At 64.7% G+C, this 15822-nt stretch carries 15 protein-coding genes and 1 pseudogene; 8 read left to right on the top strand and 8 right to left on the bottom strand.

Translation table 11 applies throughout. From position 1 onward, the window contains the following. Positions 1–52: 52 nt before the first annotated feature. From ACSQ86_RS21410 to ACSQ86_RS21385, 6 genes and pseudogenes are all read left to right on the top strand, one after another. On the top strand, positions 53–1480 hold the full coding sequence (locus ACSQ86_RS21410) for an amidase (RefSeq protein ID WP_436309555.1): 1428 nt from the start codon (positions 53–55) through the stop codon (positions 1478–1480). A gap of 69 nt (positions 1481–1549) precedes the next feature. Continuing rightward, positions 1550–2593, top strand: a complete 1044-nt coding sequence (locus ACSQ86_RS21405) for a Bug family tripartite tricarboxylate transporter substrate binding protein (protein ID WP_436304970.1) — start codon at positions 1550–1552, stop codon at positions 2591–2593. 24 nt (positions 2594–2617) lie between these two features. After that, positions 2618–2803, top strand: a complete 186-nt coding sequence (locus ACSQ86_RS21400; protein ID WP_436304969.1) for an amidase family protein — start codon at positions 2618–2620, stop codon at positions 2801–2803. Next, a pseudogene (locus ACSQ86_RS21395) lies at positions 2752–2970 on the top strand (amidase family protein); the annotation flags it as partial. The gene ACSQ86_RS21400 and the pseudogene ACSQ86_RS21395, both read left to right, overlap by 52 nt. A gap of 44 nt (positions 2971–3014) precedes the next feature. Continuing rightward, positions 3015–3989: a tripartite tricarboxylate transporter substrate-binding protein gene (locus ACSQ86_RS21390; RefSeq protein ID WP_436304968.1), complete on the top strand. Its 975-nt coding sequence runs from the start codon at positions 3015–3017 to the stop codon at positions 3987–3989. A 43-nt stretch (positions 3990–4032) separates the two neighbouring features. Then, entirely contained in the window at positions 4033–4170 is a 138-nt protein-coding gene (locus ACSQ86_RS21385) for a hypothetical protein (RefSeq protein ID WP_436304967.1), read from the top strand. Between the two features lie 698 nt (positions 4171–4868). Here the strand turns inward: ACSQ86_RS21385 and ACSQ86_RS21380 are convergent. After that, complete coding sequence (locus ACSQ86_RS21380) at positions 4869–5759, bottom strand: LysR family transcriptional regulator (RefSeq protein WP_436304964.1); 891 nt, start codon at positions 5757–5759, stop codon at positions 4869–4871. Positions 5760–5841: 82 nt separating this feature from the next. Between ACSQ86_RS21380 and argC the strand changes: the two genes are divergently transcribed. Beyond that, positions 5842–6759 carry an N-acetyl-gamma-glutamyl-phosphate reductase gene (argC, locus tag ACSQ86_RS21375; RefSeq protein WP_436309554.1) on the top strand — a complete coding sequence of 306 codons (918 nt, stop codon included), beginning with the start codon at positions 5842–5844 and terminating at the stop codon, positions 6757–6759. 668 nt (positions 6760–7427) lie between these two features. Here argC and ACSQ86_RS21370 read toward each other — a convergent pair. The 6 genes from ACSQ86_RS21370 to ACSQ86_RS21345 all read right to left on the bottom strand — a co-directional run bounded on the left by ACSQ86_RS21370 (position 7428) and on the right by ACSQ86_RS21345 (position 14633). Beyond that, complete coding sequence (locus tag ACSQ86_RS21370) at positions 7428–8405, bottom strand: IS5 family transposase (RefSeq protein WP_436309264.1); 978 nt, start codon at positions 8403–8405, stop codon at positions 7428–7430. 61 nt (positions 8406–8466) lie between these two features. Next, positions 8467–8661 (bottom strand): hypothetical protein, encoded by a 195-nt coding sequence (locus tag ACSQ86_RS21365; protein WP_436309553.1) that lies wholly within the window; start codon positions 8659–8661, stop codon positions 8467–8469. Positions 8662–8948: 287 nt separating this feature from the next. Continuing rightward, positions 8949–11132 (bottom strand): catalase/peroxidase HPI, encoded by a 2184-nt coding sequence (gene katG / locus ACSQ86_RS21360; RefSeq protein WP_436309552.1) that lies wholly within the window; start codon positions 11130–11132, stop codon positions 8949–8951. Positions 11133–11376: 244 nt separating this feature from the next. Then, positions 11377–11538 (bottom strand): hypothetical protein, encoded by a 162-nt coding sequence (locus ACSQ86_RS21355; protein ID WP_436309551.1) that lies wholly within the window; start codon positions 11536–11538, stop codon positions 11377–11379. Positions 11539–12149: 611 nt separating this feature from the next. After that, positions 12150–13070: an MBL fold metallo-hydrolase gene (locus ACSQ86_RS21350; RefSeq protein WP_436304960.1), complete on the bottom strand. Its 921-nt coding sequence runs from the start codon at positions 13068–13070 to the stop codon at positions 12150–12152. Between the two features lie 1017 nt (positions 13071–14087). Beyond that, a complete protein-coding gene (locus tag ACSQ86_RS21345) occupies positions 14088–14633 on the bottom strand; it encodes a hypothetical protein (protein WP_436304959.1) in 546 nt (181 codons plus the stop codon). 204 nt (positions 14634–14837) lie between these two features. Between ACSQ86_RS21345 and ACSQ86_RS21340 the strand changes: the two genes are divergently transcribed. Further along, positions 14838–15140, top strand: coding sequence for a PepSY domain-containing protein (locus ACSQ86_RS21340; RefSeq protein ID WP_436306332.1), 303 nt, complete (start codon positions 14838–14840; stop codon positions 15138–15140). Here ACSQ86_RS21340 and ACSQ86_RS21335 read toward each other — a convergent pair. Further along, a complete protein-coding gene (locus ACSQ86_RS21335; protein ID WP_436304958.1) occupies positions 15137–15745 on the bottom strand; it encodes a glutathione S-transferase family protein in 609 nt (202 codons plus the stop codon). The two genes, ACSQ86_RS21340 and ACSQ86_RS21335, sit on opposite strands and share 4 nt — an antisense overlap. Positions 15746–15822 lie beyond the last annotated feature (77 nt).

Raw genomic sequence — 15822 nt, 5'->3', positions numbered from 1 at the left:
ACCTTCATGCATCGCCTGCCAGGTGGCAGCAGAGACGAAGGGAATCGAGGACATGAGCGACGAGTTGTGTTTCATGACAGCGACTGAACTGCGCAGGCATATCGCGCACAGAGAGCTGTCCCCGGTCGAGGTGACGAGGGCGGTGCTCGAGCGAGCCGAGCGGCTGCAACCCGGGCTCAACTGCTTCATCACCATCTGTGCCGACGAGGCCCTGGCACAGGCCAAAGACGCCGAAAAAGCTCTCATGCGAGGCGAACCGCTGGGCCTGCTGCACGGCGTGCCCTACACCTGCAAGGACGTGATCGATACGCAGGGCATTCGCACCACCTATGGTTCGCTGCTGCACGCACAGCACGTTCCCGCACAAGATGCGGAGGTGGTAGCACGGCTGCGCCGACAAGGTGCGGTTCTTGTGGGTAAGACCACGACCCCCGAATTCGCCGCCAAGTGCCTGACCGACGCGCCGCTTTTCGGTCGCACGCGCAACGCCTGGAGCGCCGCACATTCAAGCGGCGGGTCGAGCGGCGGCACAGCCGTCGCGGTCGCGGCATCGATCGCGCCCATCGGTGCCGCAACCGATGGCGGTGGCTCCACGCGCATCCCAGCCGCCTGCAACAGCATCGTCGGTCTCAAGCAGAGCAGCGGACTGGTGCCCCACAGCCAGGCCGACGACGTCTACGGCAACGTGACCTTCGTCACTCCGATGTCCCGCACGGTGGCCGACACCGCACTTATGCTGCAGGCCATGGCCGGCGAGGATGCGGGCGAGCCATGGTCCACCGGCGTCGAGGTGCCAGACTACGCAAAGGCTTCCGCACCGCAGGGCGACTTGCGCGGCAAGCGCGTGCTGTACTGCTTGGCACCCGAAGGGCGCATTGTGTCGGCCGAGGTGGAAAAAGCCTTCCGCACATCGCTCGCTCACTTGCAGGGCCTGGGCGCGAACCTGATCGAGATGCCTGGAAATGGGTTCGACATCGAGCCGATTTGGCGCGTGATCAACCACACAGTCTGGCGAACCTGCTATGCCGACATGGCGCGAGAGCATCCGCAGATGCTGAGCACAACCTTCCAGAAGCAGATGGCCTTGGTCACTTCCGTGAGCGGCGTCGACTACCAGAAAGCCATGATCGAGCGGACTCGCCTGTTCCGCTTCGTCCAGTCGCTCTTGGATGGCAACGACCTCCTCGCGATGCCGACCTTGACGCGCACGGCCCTGCCCATCGAGCAGGACTTGTTCGGCAGCCTCGAGATCGACGGTCAGGTGTTTCCAGATGTCCGCCGCAACTGGTTCCCCTGGACCATGCCCTTCAACCTGACCGGGCATCCAGCTATCAGCCTGTCGAACGGCTTCGGCGCCTTCGGTCTGCCCATCGGCATCCAGCTTGTCGGCCGCCTCCGTAAGGATGCCGAACTGCTGCGCTGCGCGGCGTTGCTGGAGCGATCACAGGGCCTGGTGGACCGCAGGCCAGCGATCGGCTGATTCACCGACCAGCCGCTGCGCGCGCCTATCGAATTTCACTCTCCGTTCGTTCCATCCTTTCGCCCGATCATGACCAAATCATCTTCCTGCCTCGACCTTGAGGTTCCCGCGCTGTTCCCGCTACGGCGCTCACTCGTCGCAGGCGCGGCCTTCGCGACCCTGGCCCTTGCAATGGCGCCATTGCAATCAGCAGGCGCCGCCACCTATCCGGACCGGCCTGTGACAATCGTCTCGGCGTTTCCCGCAGGCGGCATCGTTGACGTCATCGCGAGGCGAATCGCACAAGGCATGTCCGATCGCCTCAACACCGCCTTTGTGGTTGAGAACCGCACAGGCGCGGCAGGCAGCATTGGCTATTCCTATGCCTCGCGCGCCAAGGCAGATGGCTACACCCTGGTGCTCGCAAGTGGACCGACGACGATGGTGCCGCCCGGCGCGACGTCCTCGACCTGGAACCCGATGACTGGCTTCAGCGCGATTGGGATGATCGGCACCATCCCGCAAGCCTTTGTGGTCCCTCCCAAGACCCCGTCACGTGACCTGCGCGATTTCGTCAAGTCTGCGAAGGCTGAGGCTGCGCACTTCAATTACGGATCGCCGGGCACCGGGACCACTCCCTTCTTCACGCTCGAACTGCTCAAGAAGCAGCAAGGCATTGCTCTCACGCACGTCAGCTACCGCGGGCAACCCGACGTGATGATCGACCTGATGCGCGGAGACCTGAACATCGCGGCCGTGACGCTGCCGCTGGTGTTACCGAACGTGCAAGCCGGAAAGATGACGGCCATTGCCGTGACTTCCCAGACGCGCTCGCCATCACTGCCCGGCGTACCGACAGTGCACGAGCTCGGCATGCCCGAGCTTGGCATCTCGAACTGGTTTGCACTGCTGGGGCCTGCCAACCTGCCGCCCGACATCGTGAACACGCTTTCAAGGACACTGGGGGAGGTCCTGAAGGCGCCACAGATCCAGGCTGAGATGAAAGAGATCGGCTTGCTGATCCAACCGAGCCCGCCGGCAGAGACGATGGACTTCGTCAAGTCTGACATCGCTCGATGGACCGCGATGATGGCCAACTTCGGCGAGGCCGACTCGCAGCAGGCCAAGAAGTGAGATGGGCCCCGGACGGAGCGAATCGTGATCGGCAAGACCACCAGCGCCAAGTGCCTGACGGATGCACCACTGTTCGGCAGCACCGCCAACGCCTGGGATGCCACGCGGACCTCGGGCGGCTCCAGCGGCGGTGCCGCGGCCTCGGTGGCCGCGGGCGTCACTCTGAGGTACGGCCCAACTGGTTCCCCTGGACCATGCCCTTCAACCTGACGGGCCACCCGGCCATCAGCCTGCCCAGCGGTGCGGCCAGCGACGCCCTGCCCATCGGCCTGCAGCTGGTGGGCCGCTTCAAGCAGGACCTGCCCCTGCTGCAGGCAGCCACGCAGTTCATGGCCGCGCACACACCCAGCCGGTCGCTGCCCCTCATCGCGGACTGATCCGGTCCGCGCCCATCTCTCACTCCATTCTGGACCCCCTTCCTATGCGCTTCCCCATCTGTTCCTTCCTGGTGGCCCTGGCCGCCGCCTGCGCGCTGGTGCCCGCCCATGCCGACGAAGAGCACATGCCCTACAGGCTGGTGCTGGGTTTCCCGGCCGGCGGCGCACTGGACGTGCTGGCCCGCTCGGTGGCCGAAGAGATGAAGCACACGCTCAAGGCCCCCGTGCTGGTGGAGAACAAGCCCGGTGCCTCAACGCAGATCGCCATCGTCACCGTCAAGAACGCCAAGCCGGATGGCCGCACCATCCTGCTGGCGCACACGCCGGCCTTCGTCCTCTTTCCCATGACCTTTGCGCGGCTGAGCTATGAGCCGCAGAAGGACTTCGTCCCGGTCGCCCATCTGGCCAATGTGCCCAGCGCCCTGTCCACCGGGCCGGCCACGCCCTACAAGACACTGCCCGAGTATGTGCAGTGGGTCAAGACCAACCCGGCCCAGGCCAGCGTGGGCATGGCCAATTTGGGCGGCACCCTGCACTTCGCTTTGCTGAAGCTGGCGCAGGAAACCGGCGTGGACTTGCAGCCTGTGGTCTACAAGGGCGGCGCCCCGCTGGCCACCGACATCATGGGCGGCCACATTCCGCTGAGCATCGACGCCGTGGCCAGTCAGCTGGAGCTGCACCGCTCGGGCAAGCTGCGCATCCTGGCCGTGACGGGGACACAGCGCACCGCTTGGCTGCCCGATGTGCCGACGGCCAAGGAGGCCGGCTTCGCGGCCTTCGACAAGGCCGTGACCACCTACGGCGCCTATGTGCCGGCCGGCACGCCCAAGGCCGCTGTGCAGAAGCTGGAAGCGGCCTTCATCGCCGCGATGAAGACCGACAGCGTGAAGAAGCGCCTGGACCATGTGGGCCTGGAGGCCACCGGCCTGGGCAGTGCCGAACTGAGCCGCACCATGGATGAGGAGCGCAGCTACTGGACGCCCGTGGTGAAGGCCTCGGGCTTCAAAGTAGCGCCGTGAGCGGCGGGCAGCGGCTGGCCATGACCAGCTACGTGACGGCGCAATGAGCGACTCTTCTTCGGCGCAGGCGATGCCCGGCCAGCCGGCGGGCGTCGCGCCCTGGCGCGTGCTGATCAGCTCCTGCCTGGCCGTGGCGCTGTGCTTCTTCAGTGCCACGGCCATGGGCCGAATGCGCCGCTGATGCTGATCCTGCGGGCGCTGCAGGGCGTGGCGGCCGCCGCCATCTTCGCCAATACGGCCACGATGGTGGCCCATGCCTACGCCGACGACGCCCGTCCGCGACCCAGGACACCACCTTTGACGCTTTCGGCGCGCTGCTGTGCCGCGTGGCGCTGGGGGCCCTTTGCTGGGGGCTGACGCTGGCCGGCCGTAGGCAGGCGGGGGGCCAGGCCGCTCTCTTCGCTGGGTTCAGGCACGTTGGGGCGTCTACGCCAGCACCTTCGCCGTGGCGCTGGCCCAGCAAGGACCGCTGGTGGTGCTGGCGCTTTACAGCCAGCTCGCGCTGGGCCGTTCATTCCAGCAGAGCAGGGGGCCTTGTTCAAGCAATTGTTGGCGCACGGGAGCGCTCCGTCCGTGCTCATGCTGGCGTTGTTCGGGATTTCTCGCGCCTTGCTGCCTTGAAAACGTCCTTGGCGGGCCTTGCCTGGCCTGGGTGGCCGTTTGCGCTTGTTTTGAGCCGGAACAGAAGTAGACCGATCAGTGAAGTGGTGTTCTAGGTCAATAAATGCGCAAACAAAGCCAATAGATGCGCAAACAGCCGAGGGGCTCGGACCTCGCCGGCTGCCCATCATGTGTAGGTCGGGGTCAGACTGGTTGCGGACTTTGAACTTGCTTGGGCGAATGCGTACAGTCGGCCCTATGCAGCCGCCCAGCGCCGACTCAAGTAGCCGAATCCCTCTCAGGCAGCAACGCCTCCAAGACGAAACGTGTCGGGCCGCTGGCGCCTCGGTCACTGACCGCGAGACCCAGCTGCCGCCATAGAGCCGGGCTGAGCGGGCGGACGGCGATGCGAGGATCACGCGCGGGCTCGTGCGATTCCTCCGGCAGCAAGGCCGCTCCGTAGCCGGCGGCGACCAGTGTCCTGATCGCATCGTTGTAGTTGAGCTCGACGCACGGCCGGCAATGGACGCCAGCCGTAGAGAACCATTCCGCGGTCAGCCGGTAAAGACGTGTAGTGGAGTCGTTCATGATCAGCGGTCGCTGGGCCAGCCACTGCGGGGTAAGCCGCTTGGGTGCTTTCCAGGCCGCCGGCAGAAAGGCGACGACAGCCTCGCGCCGCAGGGCAGTGACATGAACGCCGCGCACAGGCGCCTGCGGCAGCGCCACGACCGCCAGGTCCAGGCTACCTGCGGCGAGCCGGGCCATGCTGTCGTTGGACGTCAGCACCTGCACGTTCACGTCGATGCCGGGATGGTTCCGGGCAAGACGTTCGAGCGCGGGCGGCAGCAGGTGCGCAATGGCGCCTGTCGAGGCACCCACCCGCACGCGGCCCGTTTGGCCTGCGAGCTGACGTCGAACGTCCTCCACTGCGTCGTCCGCGTCCGCCAGCAGCCTGCGGGCACGCACGATGAAGCGCTCACCCAAGGCGGTCGCTTGCGCGGGCCCCCGCCCACGAACGAGCAAGCGGCCACCCAATCGCGACTCCAGTTCCGCGATCTGAACGGTGACGGTGGGTGCCGCCAGGTGAAGGGCGCGTGCGGCATTGGCCAGGGACCCAAGGTCGGCGATGGCGACGAGGGTGCGCAGATGGTCAAGGCTCAATTCCCGCATCTCGCTAATTTAACTTTTCTTAATCCTGCGTTCCGTATATTTAGCTGGAGCCATGGAAGTCGTATCCCTACGATTGCGCTCCATGGACCTCAATATTTTCATCGACGGCGACCAGGGCACCACCGGCCTTGACCTGCAGAACCGACTCCGGGGTGGGGAATTTCGCATCCGCACATTACCGACAAGCCTGCGCAAGGATGCGGCTGCCCGCCGGGCCGCTCTCAACGAGAGCGACATCGCAATCCTTTGCCTGCCCGATGCCGCGGCGCGAGATGCGGTGGCGATGATCGAGAACCCTTCGGTGCGTGTCATCGATGCCAGCTCGGCGCACCGCACCAGCCCGGGTTGGGTCTACGGCCTGCCGGAGCTCGATGCACGGCAAGGCGAACGTATCGCCTCGGCACTGCGGGTCACAAATCCGGGCTGTTATCCCTCGGCCGCGGTCGCCCTGCTGCGACCGCTGACGGATGCGGGCCTGTTGCCCGCCGACTATCCGCTTGTCATCCACGCCGTCTCAGGCTATTCGGGTCAGGGCAGGGCGGGGGCGGAAGCGCACGAGGCCAAGGCGGGGGCGCATTCACTGAAGGTCTATGGCCTTGCACTCGAGCACAAGCACGTGCCGGAAATTGAGGCCTACGCCGGCTTGGCGGACCGGCCTATCTTCGTGCCGGCCTATGGCAGCTACCGGCAGGGCATTGTGCTCACCATTGGACTGCACACGCGAATGCTTCCCGCCGATGTTTCTGGCGTGCGCATCCACGAATGCCTCAGGGAACGATACCGCGATGCGGCGCATGTGCGTGTAATGCCGATGTCTTCCGCCGCGCCGATGACCGAACTGGACCCGCAAGTCCACAACGGCTCAAACGACATGAGTCTGGCCGTTGCATGCAATGAACGCACAGGTCAGATCGTCTTGAGCGCGGTTCTCGACAATCTGGGCAAAGGTGCCGCAGGCGCGGCCGTGCAGAACCTGCGCCTGATGACGAGGGCTTCGTAGCCCACGTTGTGAATCCGAAGCGTTGATGGGGAGAGGGCACTTTTCTGAAGTTAAAGCCCAACCTTGGCGTGGCGAGCTTCCGCTGCATAAGCGAACCTTGGGCATGTTGTCCACCGGCGGCTCTGCTTCTTGAATTCGACAAGCGGCCGTCCGACGATCCTCATCAGCACCTGCGCCAACGGCATGTCGGGCCAGAAGAACGTTGCAGACGGCTGTCGCGGGCGGGTGCTCTCCGTCCGTCCTACCTTGCATGCAGTCGGACCGGTTGGTTGCTTCGGCAGTCGCTTCGAATGTGAGTCGAAGAGCTCGCTGATTGCGAGCCGGAAGGATTCGGATTCCAACCCGCTACAGGTAGCTTTAATACTCGTCTCGCGCCTCAGTCTGGCCGCATTCCGACCTTTGCACCGCATCATTCCCGGACGTTGGTCCGCTTGAGTCGAGCACTCGGGATGTCTAGATCAATGCCCGCAGTCGGCGCTGGGCGCGGTCGAGTCCGACGACTAAGGCAAGGCTGATCAAGCCACTCTTTTTGTTGAACAGTGGTACTGGCTTGCCGGCGACATGAATTCCGTCGATTTCATGGGACTGTGATCGATTGTGGGGCGCAATCGAAGGCAAATCAGCCCGTTCGGGCTCTGACTGCGGGCCATTGGCCCGCTCCTGGTTCGCTATGCACGCATTTGTGCCAACAGTGGTCGCCTCGTGAGATAGATGTTGGCCATCGCCAGCGTCACGAACGCCCGGGTCGCGTTCTTCGCCAGTCCGCGATACCGAACCTTGTCGAAGCCCCACAACCGCTTGACCACCGCGAAGACATGTTCGACCCGGGCGCGAATCCTGGACTTGTTGCGGTTCTTCGCCTTCTTCACCTCATCGACTTCGCACCCCGCCTTGCGCGTGCGCTGGTTGGTGAAGTCCAGTGCGTTCGGCGCCTTGCCTCGAATCAGGTTCTTCTGGCTCGCATACGCGCTGTCGCCGTAGACGCGGCGCTCGTTGCCGTGCAGCAGGTCAGGCAGCGGGTGTTTGTCGTGCATGTTGGCCGCCGTCACCACGGCGCTGTGCACCAGCCCGCTCTGACTGTCCACGCCGATGTGCAGCTTCATGCCGAAATACCATTGCTTGCCCTTGCGCGTCTGGTGCATCTCGGGGTCTCGCGCCTTGTCGGCGTTCTTGGTCGAGCTCGGTGCGCCAATCAGCGTAGCGTCCACGATGGTCCCGGTCTTGATTTGGAAGCCGCTGGACTGCAGCACCTTGCCGACCTCGGCAAACAGCTGCTTGCCCAGGTCGTGCTTTTCCAGCAGATGGCGAAACTTCAGCACCGTGGTCTCGTCAGGCACCCGCTCCACACCCAGGTCGATGCCCACGAAGCTACGCAGGCTGGCAATGTCGTACAACGCCTCCTCTACCGCGTTGTCGGCCAGATTGAACCAGTGCTGCAGCAGATGAATGCGCAGCATGCGCTCCAGTCCGATCGGACGACGCCCATTGCCGGCCTTGGGATAGTGCGGCTCGATCACTGCGCACAACGCAGCCCACGGCACGATCGCGTCCATCGCATCCAGAAAGTCTTCACGCTTGGTGCGACGGCGAAATCGCTCGAATCCCGCACCCTGGTCCGCCGCCATCGCCAATGTCTGCTGCTTCATTTTCGGCACTCACGCTGTGACTGTGCCTTCGACACAGCAATCGCCGGGCCAGGGGACTTGATCAGTCTTGCCCTAAGCGATTCTCGATACTTTCCGCCTCCGTGATTCGCTCGTCGAGCCATGCTGCATCCGTGCATCCGACTTGGGACATCTTCTGCATCATGACGCCGATGAGGGCGTTTTGATCCGTGATCAACCCATCCCAGAGGTCAATATCCGCCTGGGCGCCTTGTATTTCTACGTAGCTGGCCGTCATCGTTGTCTCCTGCGCACTTGGCTGCATAGGCGTAGCGGCGTTAATTTGCGAATAGGCCGTGTCCGGACATACGGGGCAAGACCATTTTGTTCGTGAAAATCGCGACCAGACATAGCTTCCGCCTGGCGATCGGCAGGCCGCGCTTGAGGAGGCCATCGTTCGTTGGCCTCCTGCAAGCTCCAGTTGGCGAAGGTCCAGCACCACGGCGTTGCATGCGATGGCGTCGCCGGGCGCTCGCAACGGCGACTGCCTTGAAGCTACGTCGAATCGGCAACCATGAGGATTGTCTAGACCATGTCGAACCGGCCAAGGTTCATCACCTTGGTCCACGCCGCGATGAAGTCCTTCACGAACTTCTCCTGCGCGTCCGAACTGCCGTAGACCTCGGCCAGGGCGCGCAGCACTGAATTGGAGCCGATCGCCAGGTCCACGCGAGTCGCGGTTCCCTTGCGCTCGCCTGTCTTGCGTTCAACTCCCTCGTACAGGTTGTACTCGCCGGGCACAGCCTTCCAGGTCGTGTTCAGGTCGAGCAGGCGCACGAAGAACTCGTTGGTCAGCGCGTGCTCCTTCTGGCTGAAGATGCCGTGCTTGGTGGCACCGACGTTGGCGCCCAGCGCGCGCATGCCGCCCACCAGCACCGTCATCTCGGGCGCTGTCAGCGTCAGCAGTTGGGCCTTGTCGATCAGTAGCGCGTCGGCGGGAACCGCATAGTCCTTCTTCAGGTAGTTGCGGAAGCCGTCAGCCACCGGCTCGAGCACCGCCATGGCTTGCACATCGGTCTGCTCCTGCGACGCGTCCATGCGGCCCGGGGTGAAGGGCACCGTCACGTTGTGACCGGTGTTCTTGGCCCCCTGCTCGACGCCGGCGCAGCCGGCCAGGACGATCAGGTCGGCCATCGAGACCTTCTTGCCGCCCGATTGCGCCTTGTTGAACTCGCCCTGGATTCCTTCCAGCGTCTTGAGCACCTTGGCCAGCTTCGTCGGCTCGTTGACTTCCCAGTCCTTTTGAGGCGCGAGGCGGATGCGGCCGCCGTCGGAGCCGCCCCGCATGTCGGAGCCGCGGAAGGTGGAGGCCGAGGCCCAGGCCGTCAGCACCAGGTCGGACACCGACAGGCCCGAGGCCAGCACCTTGGTCTTGAGCGCCGCGATGTCCTTGTCGTCGATGAGGGGATGGTCGACCTTCGGAATCGGGTCTTGCCAGATCAGCTCTTCGGCGGGCACTTCCGGGCCGAGGTAGCGCGAGCGCGGGCCCATGTCGCGATGCGTCAGCTTGAACCAGGCACGCGCAAACGCGTCGGCAAGCTGCTCGGGGTGCTCGAGGAAGCGCCGCGAGATCTTTTCGTAGGCAGGGTCGATGCGCAGTGAAAGATCGGTGGTCAGCATGGTGGGCACGCGCTTCTTCGACTTGTCGTGGGCATCCGGAATGTCCGCCGCAGCGCCCTTGGCCTGCCACTGTCCCGCGCCGGCCGGGCTCTTGACCGGTTCCCACTCGAACTTGAACAGGTTCTCGAAGAAGTGGTTGCTCCACTGCGTCGGCGTCTGTGACCAGGTGACTTCCAGGCCGCTGCTGATCGCATCGCCGGCGATGCCGCTGGCGTGAGTGCTCTTCCAGCCCATGCCCATCTCCTCCAGGTCGGCCGCTTCCGGGGTCGAGCCGACGAGGTCTGCCGGGCCGGCGCCGTGGGTCTTGCCGAAGGTGTGGCCGCCGGCGATCAGGGCGACGGTTTCCTCGTCGTTCATAGCCATGCGGGCGAAGGTTTCGCGGATGTCCCTGGCCGCCGAGACCGGGTCCGCGTTGCCGTTCGGGCCTTCCGGGTTGACGTAGATCAGGCCCATCTGCACCGCAGCGAGCGGGTTTTCCAGGTCGCGGTCGCCGGTGTAGCGCTTGTCCTCCAGCCACGTCGTCTCTTTGCCCCAGTAGACGTCCTGGTCGGGCTCCCAGGTGTCCGGACGGCCGCCGCCGAAGCCGAAGGTCTTGAAGCCCATCGATTCCAGGGCCACGTTGCCGGTCAGAATCATCAGGTCGGCCCAGGAGATCTTGCGGCCGTACTTCTGCTTGATCGGCCACAGCAGTCGGCGCGCCTTGTCGAGGTTGACGTTGTCAGGCCAGCTGTTGAGCGGCGCAAAGCGCTGCTGGCCCCGGCCGCCGCCACCACGCCCGTCGCCGGTACGGTAGGTACCGGCGCTGTGCCAGGCCATCCGAATGAACAGAGGCCCGTAGTGGCCGAAGTCCGCCGGCCACCAGTCCTGTGAGTCCGTCATCAGCGCACGCAGATCCTTCTTCAGCGACTCGTAGTCGAGGCTCTTGAACTCCTTCGCGTAGTCGAAGTCCTTGCCCATCGGATCGGACTTGGAGGAATGTTGGTGAAGCAGGTCCACCCGCAACTGGTTGGGCCACCAGTCACGATTGACAGTGCCGCGGGCCACCGCATGGTGGAACGGGCACTTGGCTTCCGCTTGATTCTGGCTCATGGGGAGTCTCCAGTTTTTTGATTGAGACGTAAGCATTCTGGATCCGCACGGACGAATAGGTCAAACGCTTTGCCTATGACGGTGATAGCCCATTGCCACGTTGACGGACCGCGGTCGCAACCATGGCAGGTAGGCGGGGTGGGGACTCAGAAGGCGGTGGACGGATTTTGGGTGCTGGCGGTGAAATCACGTCTGTCGCAACGAGGAGGTTGTAACGAGCGAAGGCGGCTGCGAGGCACTGGGCTCAAAACGCCAGGCTGCAGAACTGGTTGGCAGCGGCCGTGACTTGGCCTTTGGGATACGCCAACTGCCCCATGTTGACCATGTGCATGGCTTCGATGCCGGCGATGTCGATTCTCGGCAATCGCTGCATAGCCGCTGAGAGAAGCGCCCGCTTCGCTTCCACGCTTCCTTCTGTTCAATGCCATCAGCATCACTCCGTCGAAGCAGGGGGCGCGCTTCGGATCTCGAACGCGCAGCAGGCGGGTGGGTGCGGCCGGCGGGCCGCGAGCGCCCTGCGCCTTGGAAATCCAGGGCGGCGGAGCCTTTGCCATTCCGGCTGTGGAGGCTGGGGGCTCGATCTTGGCAGCGCCTGGGGCCTCCCAGGCGGCCGAGATGGCGGTTGCACGGTGCCTCGCACGGGCGGCGCTGCGGGCTTGATATGCCTCATCGATCTCAAGGCCCTCAGCGATGCATGGCCTAGGTACCCACCAAGGAGCCGGCAGCTGCGTACACGGAGGTCCAGCCCTCCCACGTCAGGACACTGGCTACAAGGCTGATGGCCACGATGAAGAGGAACGCCAGCAGCCGTGTCCTCGAGCTGCGCGACTGAACAACTTCTGCCGAGGCCTGCCGACCGATCGGTTGCATCCGGTGCAGTAGGTGCCAAAGAAGGTTGTCTGGTCGGTCCGCGCGCGCCTCGGCGATGGGCCATGAATTGGTCGAGGGTGCTGTTCTTTCCCGGGGGGCGAAGCTCCCTAAAGCAGGCCTCTTTCGGCCTATTTCCTTGACAAGCGGTCAGTAATCCCAGTTGACGGGTATCCAACGAAAGACGTCGCCGGCGACCGCCACCCGGCCGACGGACGGGAACGACAGGTGAGCGGCCACCAGCGGCTCGCGGGTCGCCGCCAGCTCCCGCAAGAGACGGACCCGGACGCGGACCGCCTCCTCGGGGTCGTGGTCGAAAGCGTTGTACCAGTCGGGTCGGTCGAAATGGTCCGGGAACACGGCATCGCCGAGGAACGTCAGCCGGTCGCCGCCGGACGCGAGGCGGACCACGCTGTGCCCGGGGGTGTGGCCGCCGGTGCGACAGACGACCACCCCCGGCGCCACCTCGTACTCCGCCTCGAACAGCCGCAGCTGGCTGCGGTACTCGTCCATGACCCGCCCGGCGGCCGACCGAAGCACGTCCGGCATCCGCGGCGGAAAAGAGTTGCGGGAGAAATCGGGCGACGCCCAGAACTCGGCCTCGGCGGCCGCCAGGTGGATCGGCACGTCCGGACGCAGCCTGCCCTTCAGCCCGTCGGCGAGCAGCCCGCCAACGTGGTCCACGTGCAGGTGGGTAAGCACCACGTCGGTCACGGATGCGGGATCGATGCCGGCGGCCTCCAGTCGCATGGCCAGAAGCCCCCCGGCCCGCGGGAAGTCCGGGTACTCCGCCCCCATCCCGGCGTCGATGAGTACGGTCCGGCCGCCGCTACGCACCACGACCACGTTCAGCGGCCACTTGTACACGTCCGACGGCTGGAGCCTGTCGTCCAGCCAGGCCGCCAGGTCGGCCGGGGCGGCATTGGTGGCCAACGTCGTGGCTGGCAGCGGAAACACCCCATCGCTGATCACCAGCACGTCAATCTCGCCGACCCGCAGCGCGTAACGGGACGGAACCAGCTCGTCGGGCCTCTGGCTACCGGGGCGCAAGGTGTCATCTACAGAAAACATAATGAAATCTCCAATAGACGGCCCGATTGCCCGGGCCAAACCAGTCGGACGACTGGCAGCAAGTCTCCGTTCAACACCTCAGGGTTGTCGGGCACGGATCACGGCAGAAGGCCGTATGTGTTCCATCGTAGATAGGGAGGGGGCACGAGCGGTAGGCCTGCAAGCGGGCGCACAGTGGTGCCTGAGACGCACCAATCAGCACCATGAAGGAGGACTGAGCCCGAAGGCCGCAGAGATCATCCAATTCACGCCGACCTACAGTTCCTGGCTCAACCAGGTTGAGCGATCGTTCGCGCTGATCACCGAGCGCGCCATCCGACGCAACTCGTTTATGGCCAGACCCGCCGCTTCGTGTTGTTTGGGGTCCCAGGAGGAACCGACACGTCTGTCGCACGCTTCGCGCAGATAGCCGGAACCCACCGACGCCGAGAACGGGGCCTCCACCCGAGGGGGCTGCAGGGCCGGATCGCTCCAATATGCGGCCGACACGATCGGCGACGGGACGCGCCTCGTTCGAGCAATTATTTGCTTATGCGCGCCTTCCGTTCCTGCCCGGGCGGATGTTGTTTGTGAATTTGTTTCGCCTACCTTCAAGCTCGAGAGGCCTGGCGTGCCCCGCGCTGCCTGGGTCGCAGTCTGTGCATTTATTTGCCCGGAATACCGCCGACGATGTTGTGTTCTAAGTCAATAAATTCGAGAACAAACCAATAAATCCGCAGACAACGCCAATAGATCCGCAGACAGCCGCTCAAGGCCAAAAGGACACTGGCGGCTGGTTGCCGGCGGGCGATGAAAGGGCGTCAGGAGGCTCGCATAGTCTCGCTTGGCAGTCGGCTCCGAAGCGCCGAAAAAGACTTGACTGGTTGCTGACCTCCGCACAGCCTACTATCAAGGCCTGCTGTCGGCCACAACCGGCCCTTCGTTAGGCCAGTTGCGGCGCCAAGACATTTACGAGGTGCTGGAGGAAGTTCGCTTGAGGCTGGGTGGACTCGTTATCGCGGCTGAAGGCACCGACATCTACGCCAGCAAGGCGTGTATCCCCGCAAGCCCGAGGAGCATGGCCGTGCCAAGGAAGCCGAGCGCTGCCGGCGTTCGCGACGCGGGCTGTAGGGCCAGCGTTCCCAGGCAGCCCAGGAAGAGGAATGGCAGCGGGACAATGACTGGAAGTGAAAACACCAGGGCGTCCGCGAAGGAAGACCATGTCGCCATACCCTCCGGCGTGGTCCAGCGAGTGCCTATCAACGGCAGAGCGGTTACCGCCATGCACAGGAAGAAGCTCGGAAAGACCCAATCACCGGGCGTCTGCCGCTCGCTTTTGCTAGCCGACGCGCAGCCCCAGTCCACTTCATCGAGCTCGTCCAGCGCCTCCACCCTGCTGGCAGCACCGCGACGGCGGTAACTGCGGCCGCGCAGAACAGGGGCTGCGAGCACGTGGAACCCGAGCACCAAGAGCTTGAACCAGGCAGGCGGTCGTCGCGAGCTGCGGTGATGAACGTCCTCGTCAATGCCGTCGGCGCGCTGGAAGGCCTTTTCCTCGGTAGCTCGTTGGGTATGCGATGTCATGCTGCGCAATGTACTGAGGGCGGTCTAGCCTGCCATCGTCCGAGTTGTGCAGTATCGGCTGGCGCTACCGGGCGTTGCAACGCATGGGTCCTCTCGGGAGGCCGCCTACTCCCCTCCGGTTCAGCGGGAAGGGCAGAATGCGGGCCAGGACCGGACGTTCAACCCAAGCCCCAATCGAGAAGCGACCCAGCAAGATGACGCAAGCTGCGCTGGCACGGCAGCGGCGGCGTCGGCCACCGCACGCTCTACGTCGACAGCCTCGACGCCCGTGTACTCGGCGAGCGCGAACCGTGGAAGGGCACGGCCGCCGACCTCTTCGTGCAGGCCCAGTTCCCGATCCATTCGGGCCGCCTCCTCGGGCTGCCCGTCCGCATCCTGATCTCGGCCATGGGCCTGGTGGTCACGATGCTCAGCGTCTCCGGCGTGGTCATCTGGCGGCGCAAGCGCTGCGCGCAGGCCGAGGCGAGCCGGCTGCAGCGCGGTGCGCGGGCGATGTCGCCTCCCTAGGCTTCGATCTGCATCGAGGGCCGCGCCTGCACCTTCTGCAGCCACGCCTGCACGTGCGGGTGCGAGGACACCGGCGCACCGATGTAGACGCTGTAGCCGATCACCGAGCCGACCACGAGGTCCACGAGCGAGTAGTCCGCGCCCAGCATCCAGGGCTGCTTCGCCAGGCGTGCGTCGAGCAGCGCAAGCAACTGGCTCAGCCCTTCGCGCGCGGCTTCCTCATGGGCCGCGCTGCGCAGCGCTTCCTCGCCATGCGCCGCGACCTGCAGGCGCACCAGCACCGCGCCGTAGGTGACGTAGGACCATGCGCACCAGGACGTCGCCTGCAGCCGCTCAGCCGTGTCCGCCTTCGGCCACAGGCCACGCGCCACGCCGTAGCGCTCGCCTAGCCACAGGTGGATCGCGAGCGCCTCGAACATCGACGCGCCGTCTACCGTGAGCGTGGGCACCTTGCCGTTGGGATTGAGCGCGAGGTAGTCGGGCTTGCGCTGCTCGCCGTTGCGGATGTCGATCTTGACGCGCTCGTGCGGCACGCCGAGCTCGGCGAGGGCGCAAGCGATGGGGGTGGCGCTGGACATGGGGTGCCAGTAGAGGACGAGGGACATGGTGGGCTCCTGGTTGGGTTGGGGTTTCGGGGGACTGTCGCGGCCGCAGCTGCGATGTCGTGAACTCTAGATGTCAT

This window comes from Variovorax sp. LjRoot130 (assembly GCF_964253755.1).
Lineage (GTDB): Bacteria > Pseudomonadota > Gammaproteobacteria > Burkholderiales > Burkholderiaceae_C > Variovorax.
The sequence above is the reverse complement of the archived record's forward strand: the minus strand, read 5'-3'. Positions and strand labels throughout refer to the sequence as shown.

What these genes read in the sequence shown, in the direction of transcription:
- ACSQ86_RS21410 (WP_436309555.1), top strand. Translation starts at nt 53, where the DNA reads ATGAGCGACGAGTTGTGTTTCATGACAGCGACTGAACTGCGCAGGCAT.
- ACSQ86_RS21405 (WP_436304970.1), top strand. Translation starts at nt 1,550, where the DNA reads ATGACCAAATCATCTTCCTGCCTCGACCTTGAGGTTCCCGCGCTGTTC.
- ACSQ86_RS21390 (WP_436304968.1), top strand. Translation starts at nt 3,015, where the DNA reads ATGCGCTTCCCCATCTGTTCCTTCCTGGTGGCCCTGGCCGCCGCCTGC.
- ACSQ86_RS21385 (WP_436304967.1), top strand. Translation starts at nt 4,033, where the DNA reads ATGAGCGACTCTTCTTCGGCGCAGGCGATGCCCGGCCAGCCGGCGGGC.
- ACSQ86_RS21380 (WP_436304964.1), bottom strand. Translation starts at nt 5,759, where the DNA reads ATGCGGGAATTGAGCCTTGACCATCTGCGCACCCTCGTCGCCATCGCC.
- argC (WP_436309554.1), top strand. Translation starts at nt 5,842, where the DNA reads ATGGACCTCAATATTTTCATCGACGGCGACCAGGGCACCACCGGCCTT.
- ACSQ86_RS21370 (WP_436309264.1), bottom strand. Translation starts at nt 8,405, where the DNA reads ATGAAGCAGCAGACATTGGCGATGGCGGCGGACCAGGGTGCGGGATTC.
- ACSQ86_RS21365 (WP_436309553.1), bottom strand. Translation starts at nt 8,661, where the DNA reads ATGACGGCCAGCTACGTAGAAATACAAGGCGCCCAGGCGGATATTGAC.
- katG (WP_436309552.1), bottom strand. Translation starts at nt 11,132, where the DNA reads ATGAGCCAGAATCAAGCGGAAGCCAAGTGCCCGTTCCACCATGCGGTG.
- ACSQ86_RS21350 (WP_436304960.1), bottom strand. Translation starts at nt 13,070, where the DNA reads ATGTTTTCTGTAGATGACACCTTGCGCCCCGGTAGCCAGAGGCCCGAC.
- ACSQ86_RS21345 (WP_436304959.1), bottom strand. Translation starts at nt 14,633, where the DNA reads ATGACATCGCATACCCAACGAGCTACCGAGGAAAAGGCCTTCCAGCGC.
- ACSQ86_RS21335 (WP_436304958.1), bottom strand. Translation starts at nt 15,745, where the DNA reads ATGTCCCTCGTCCTCTACTGGCACCCCATGTCCAGCGCCACCCCCATC.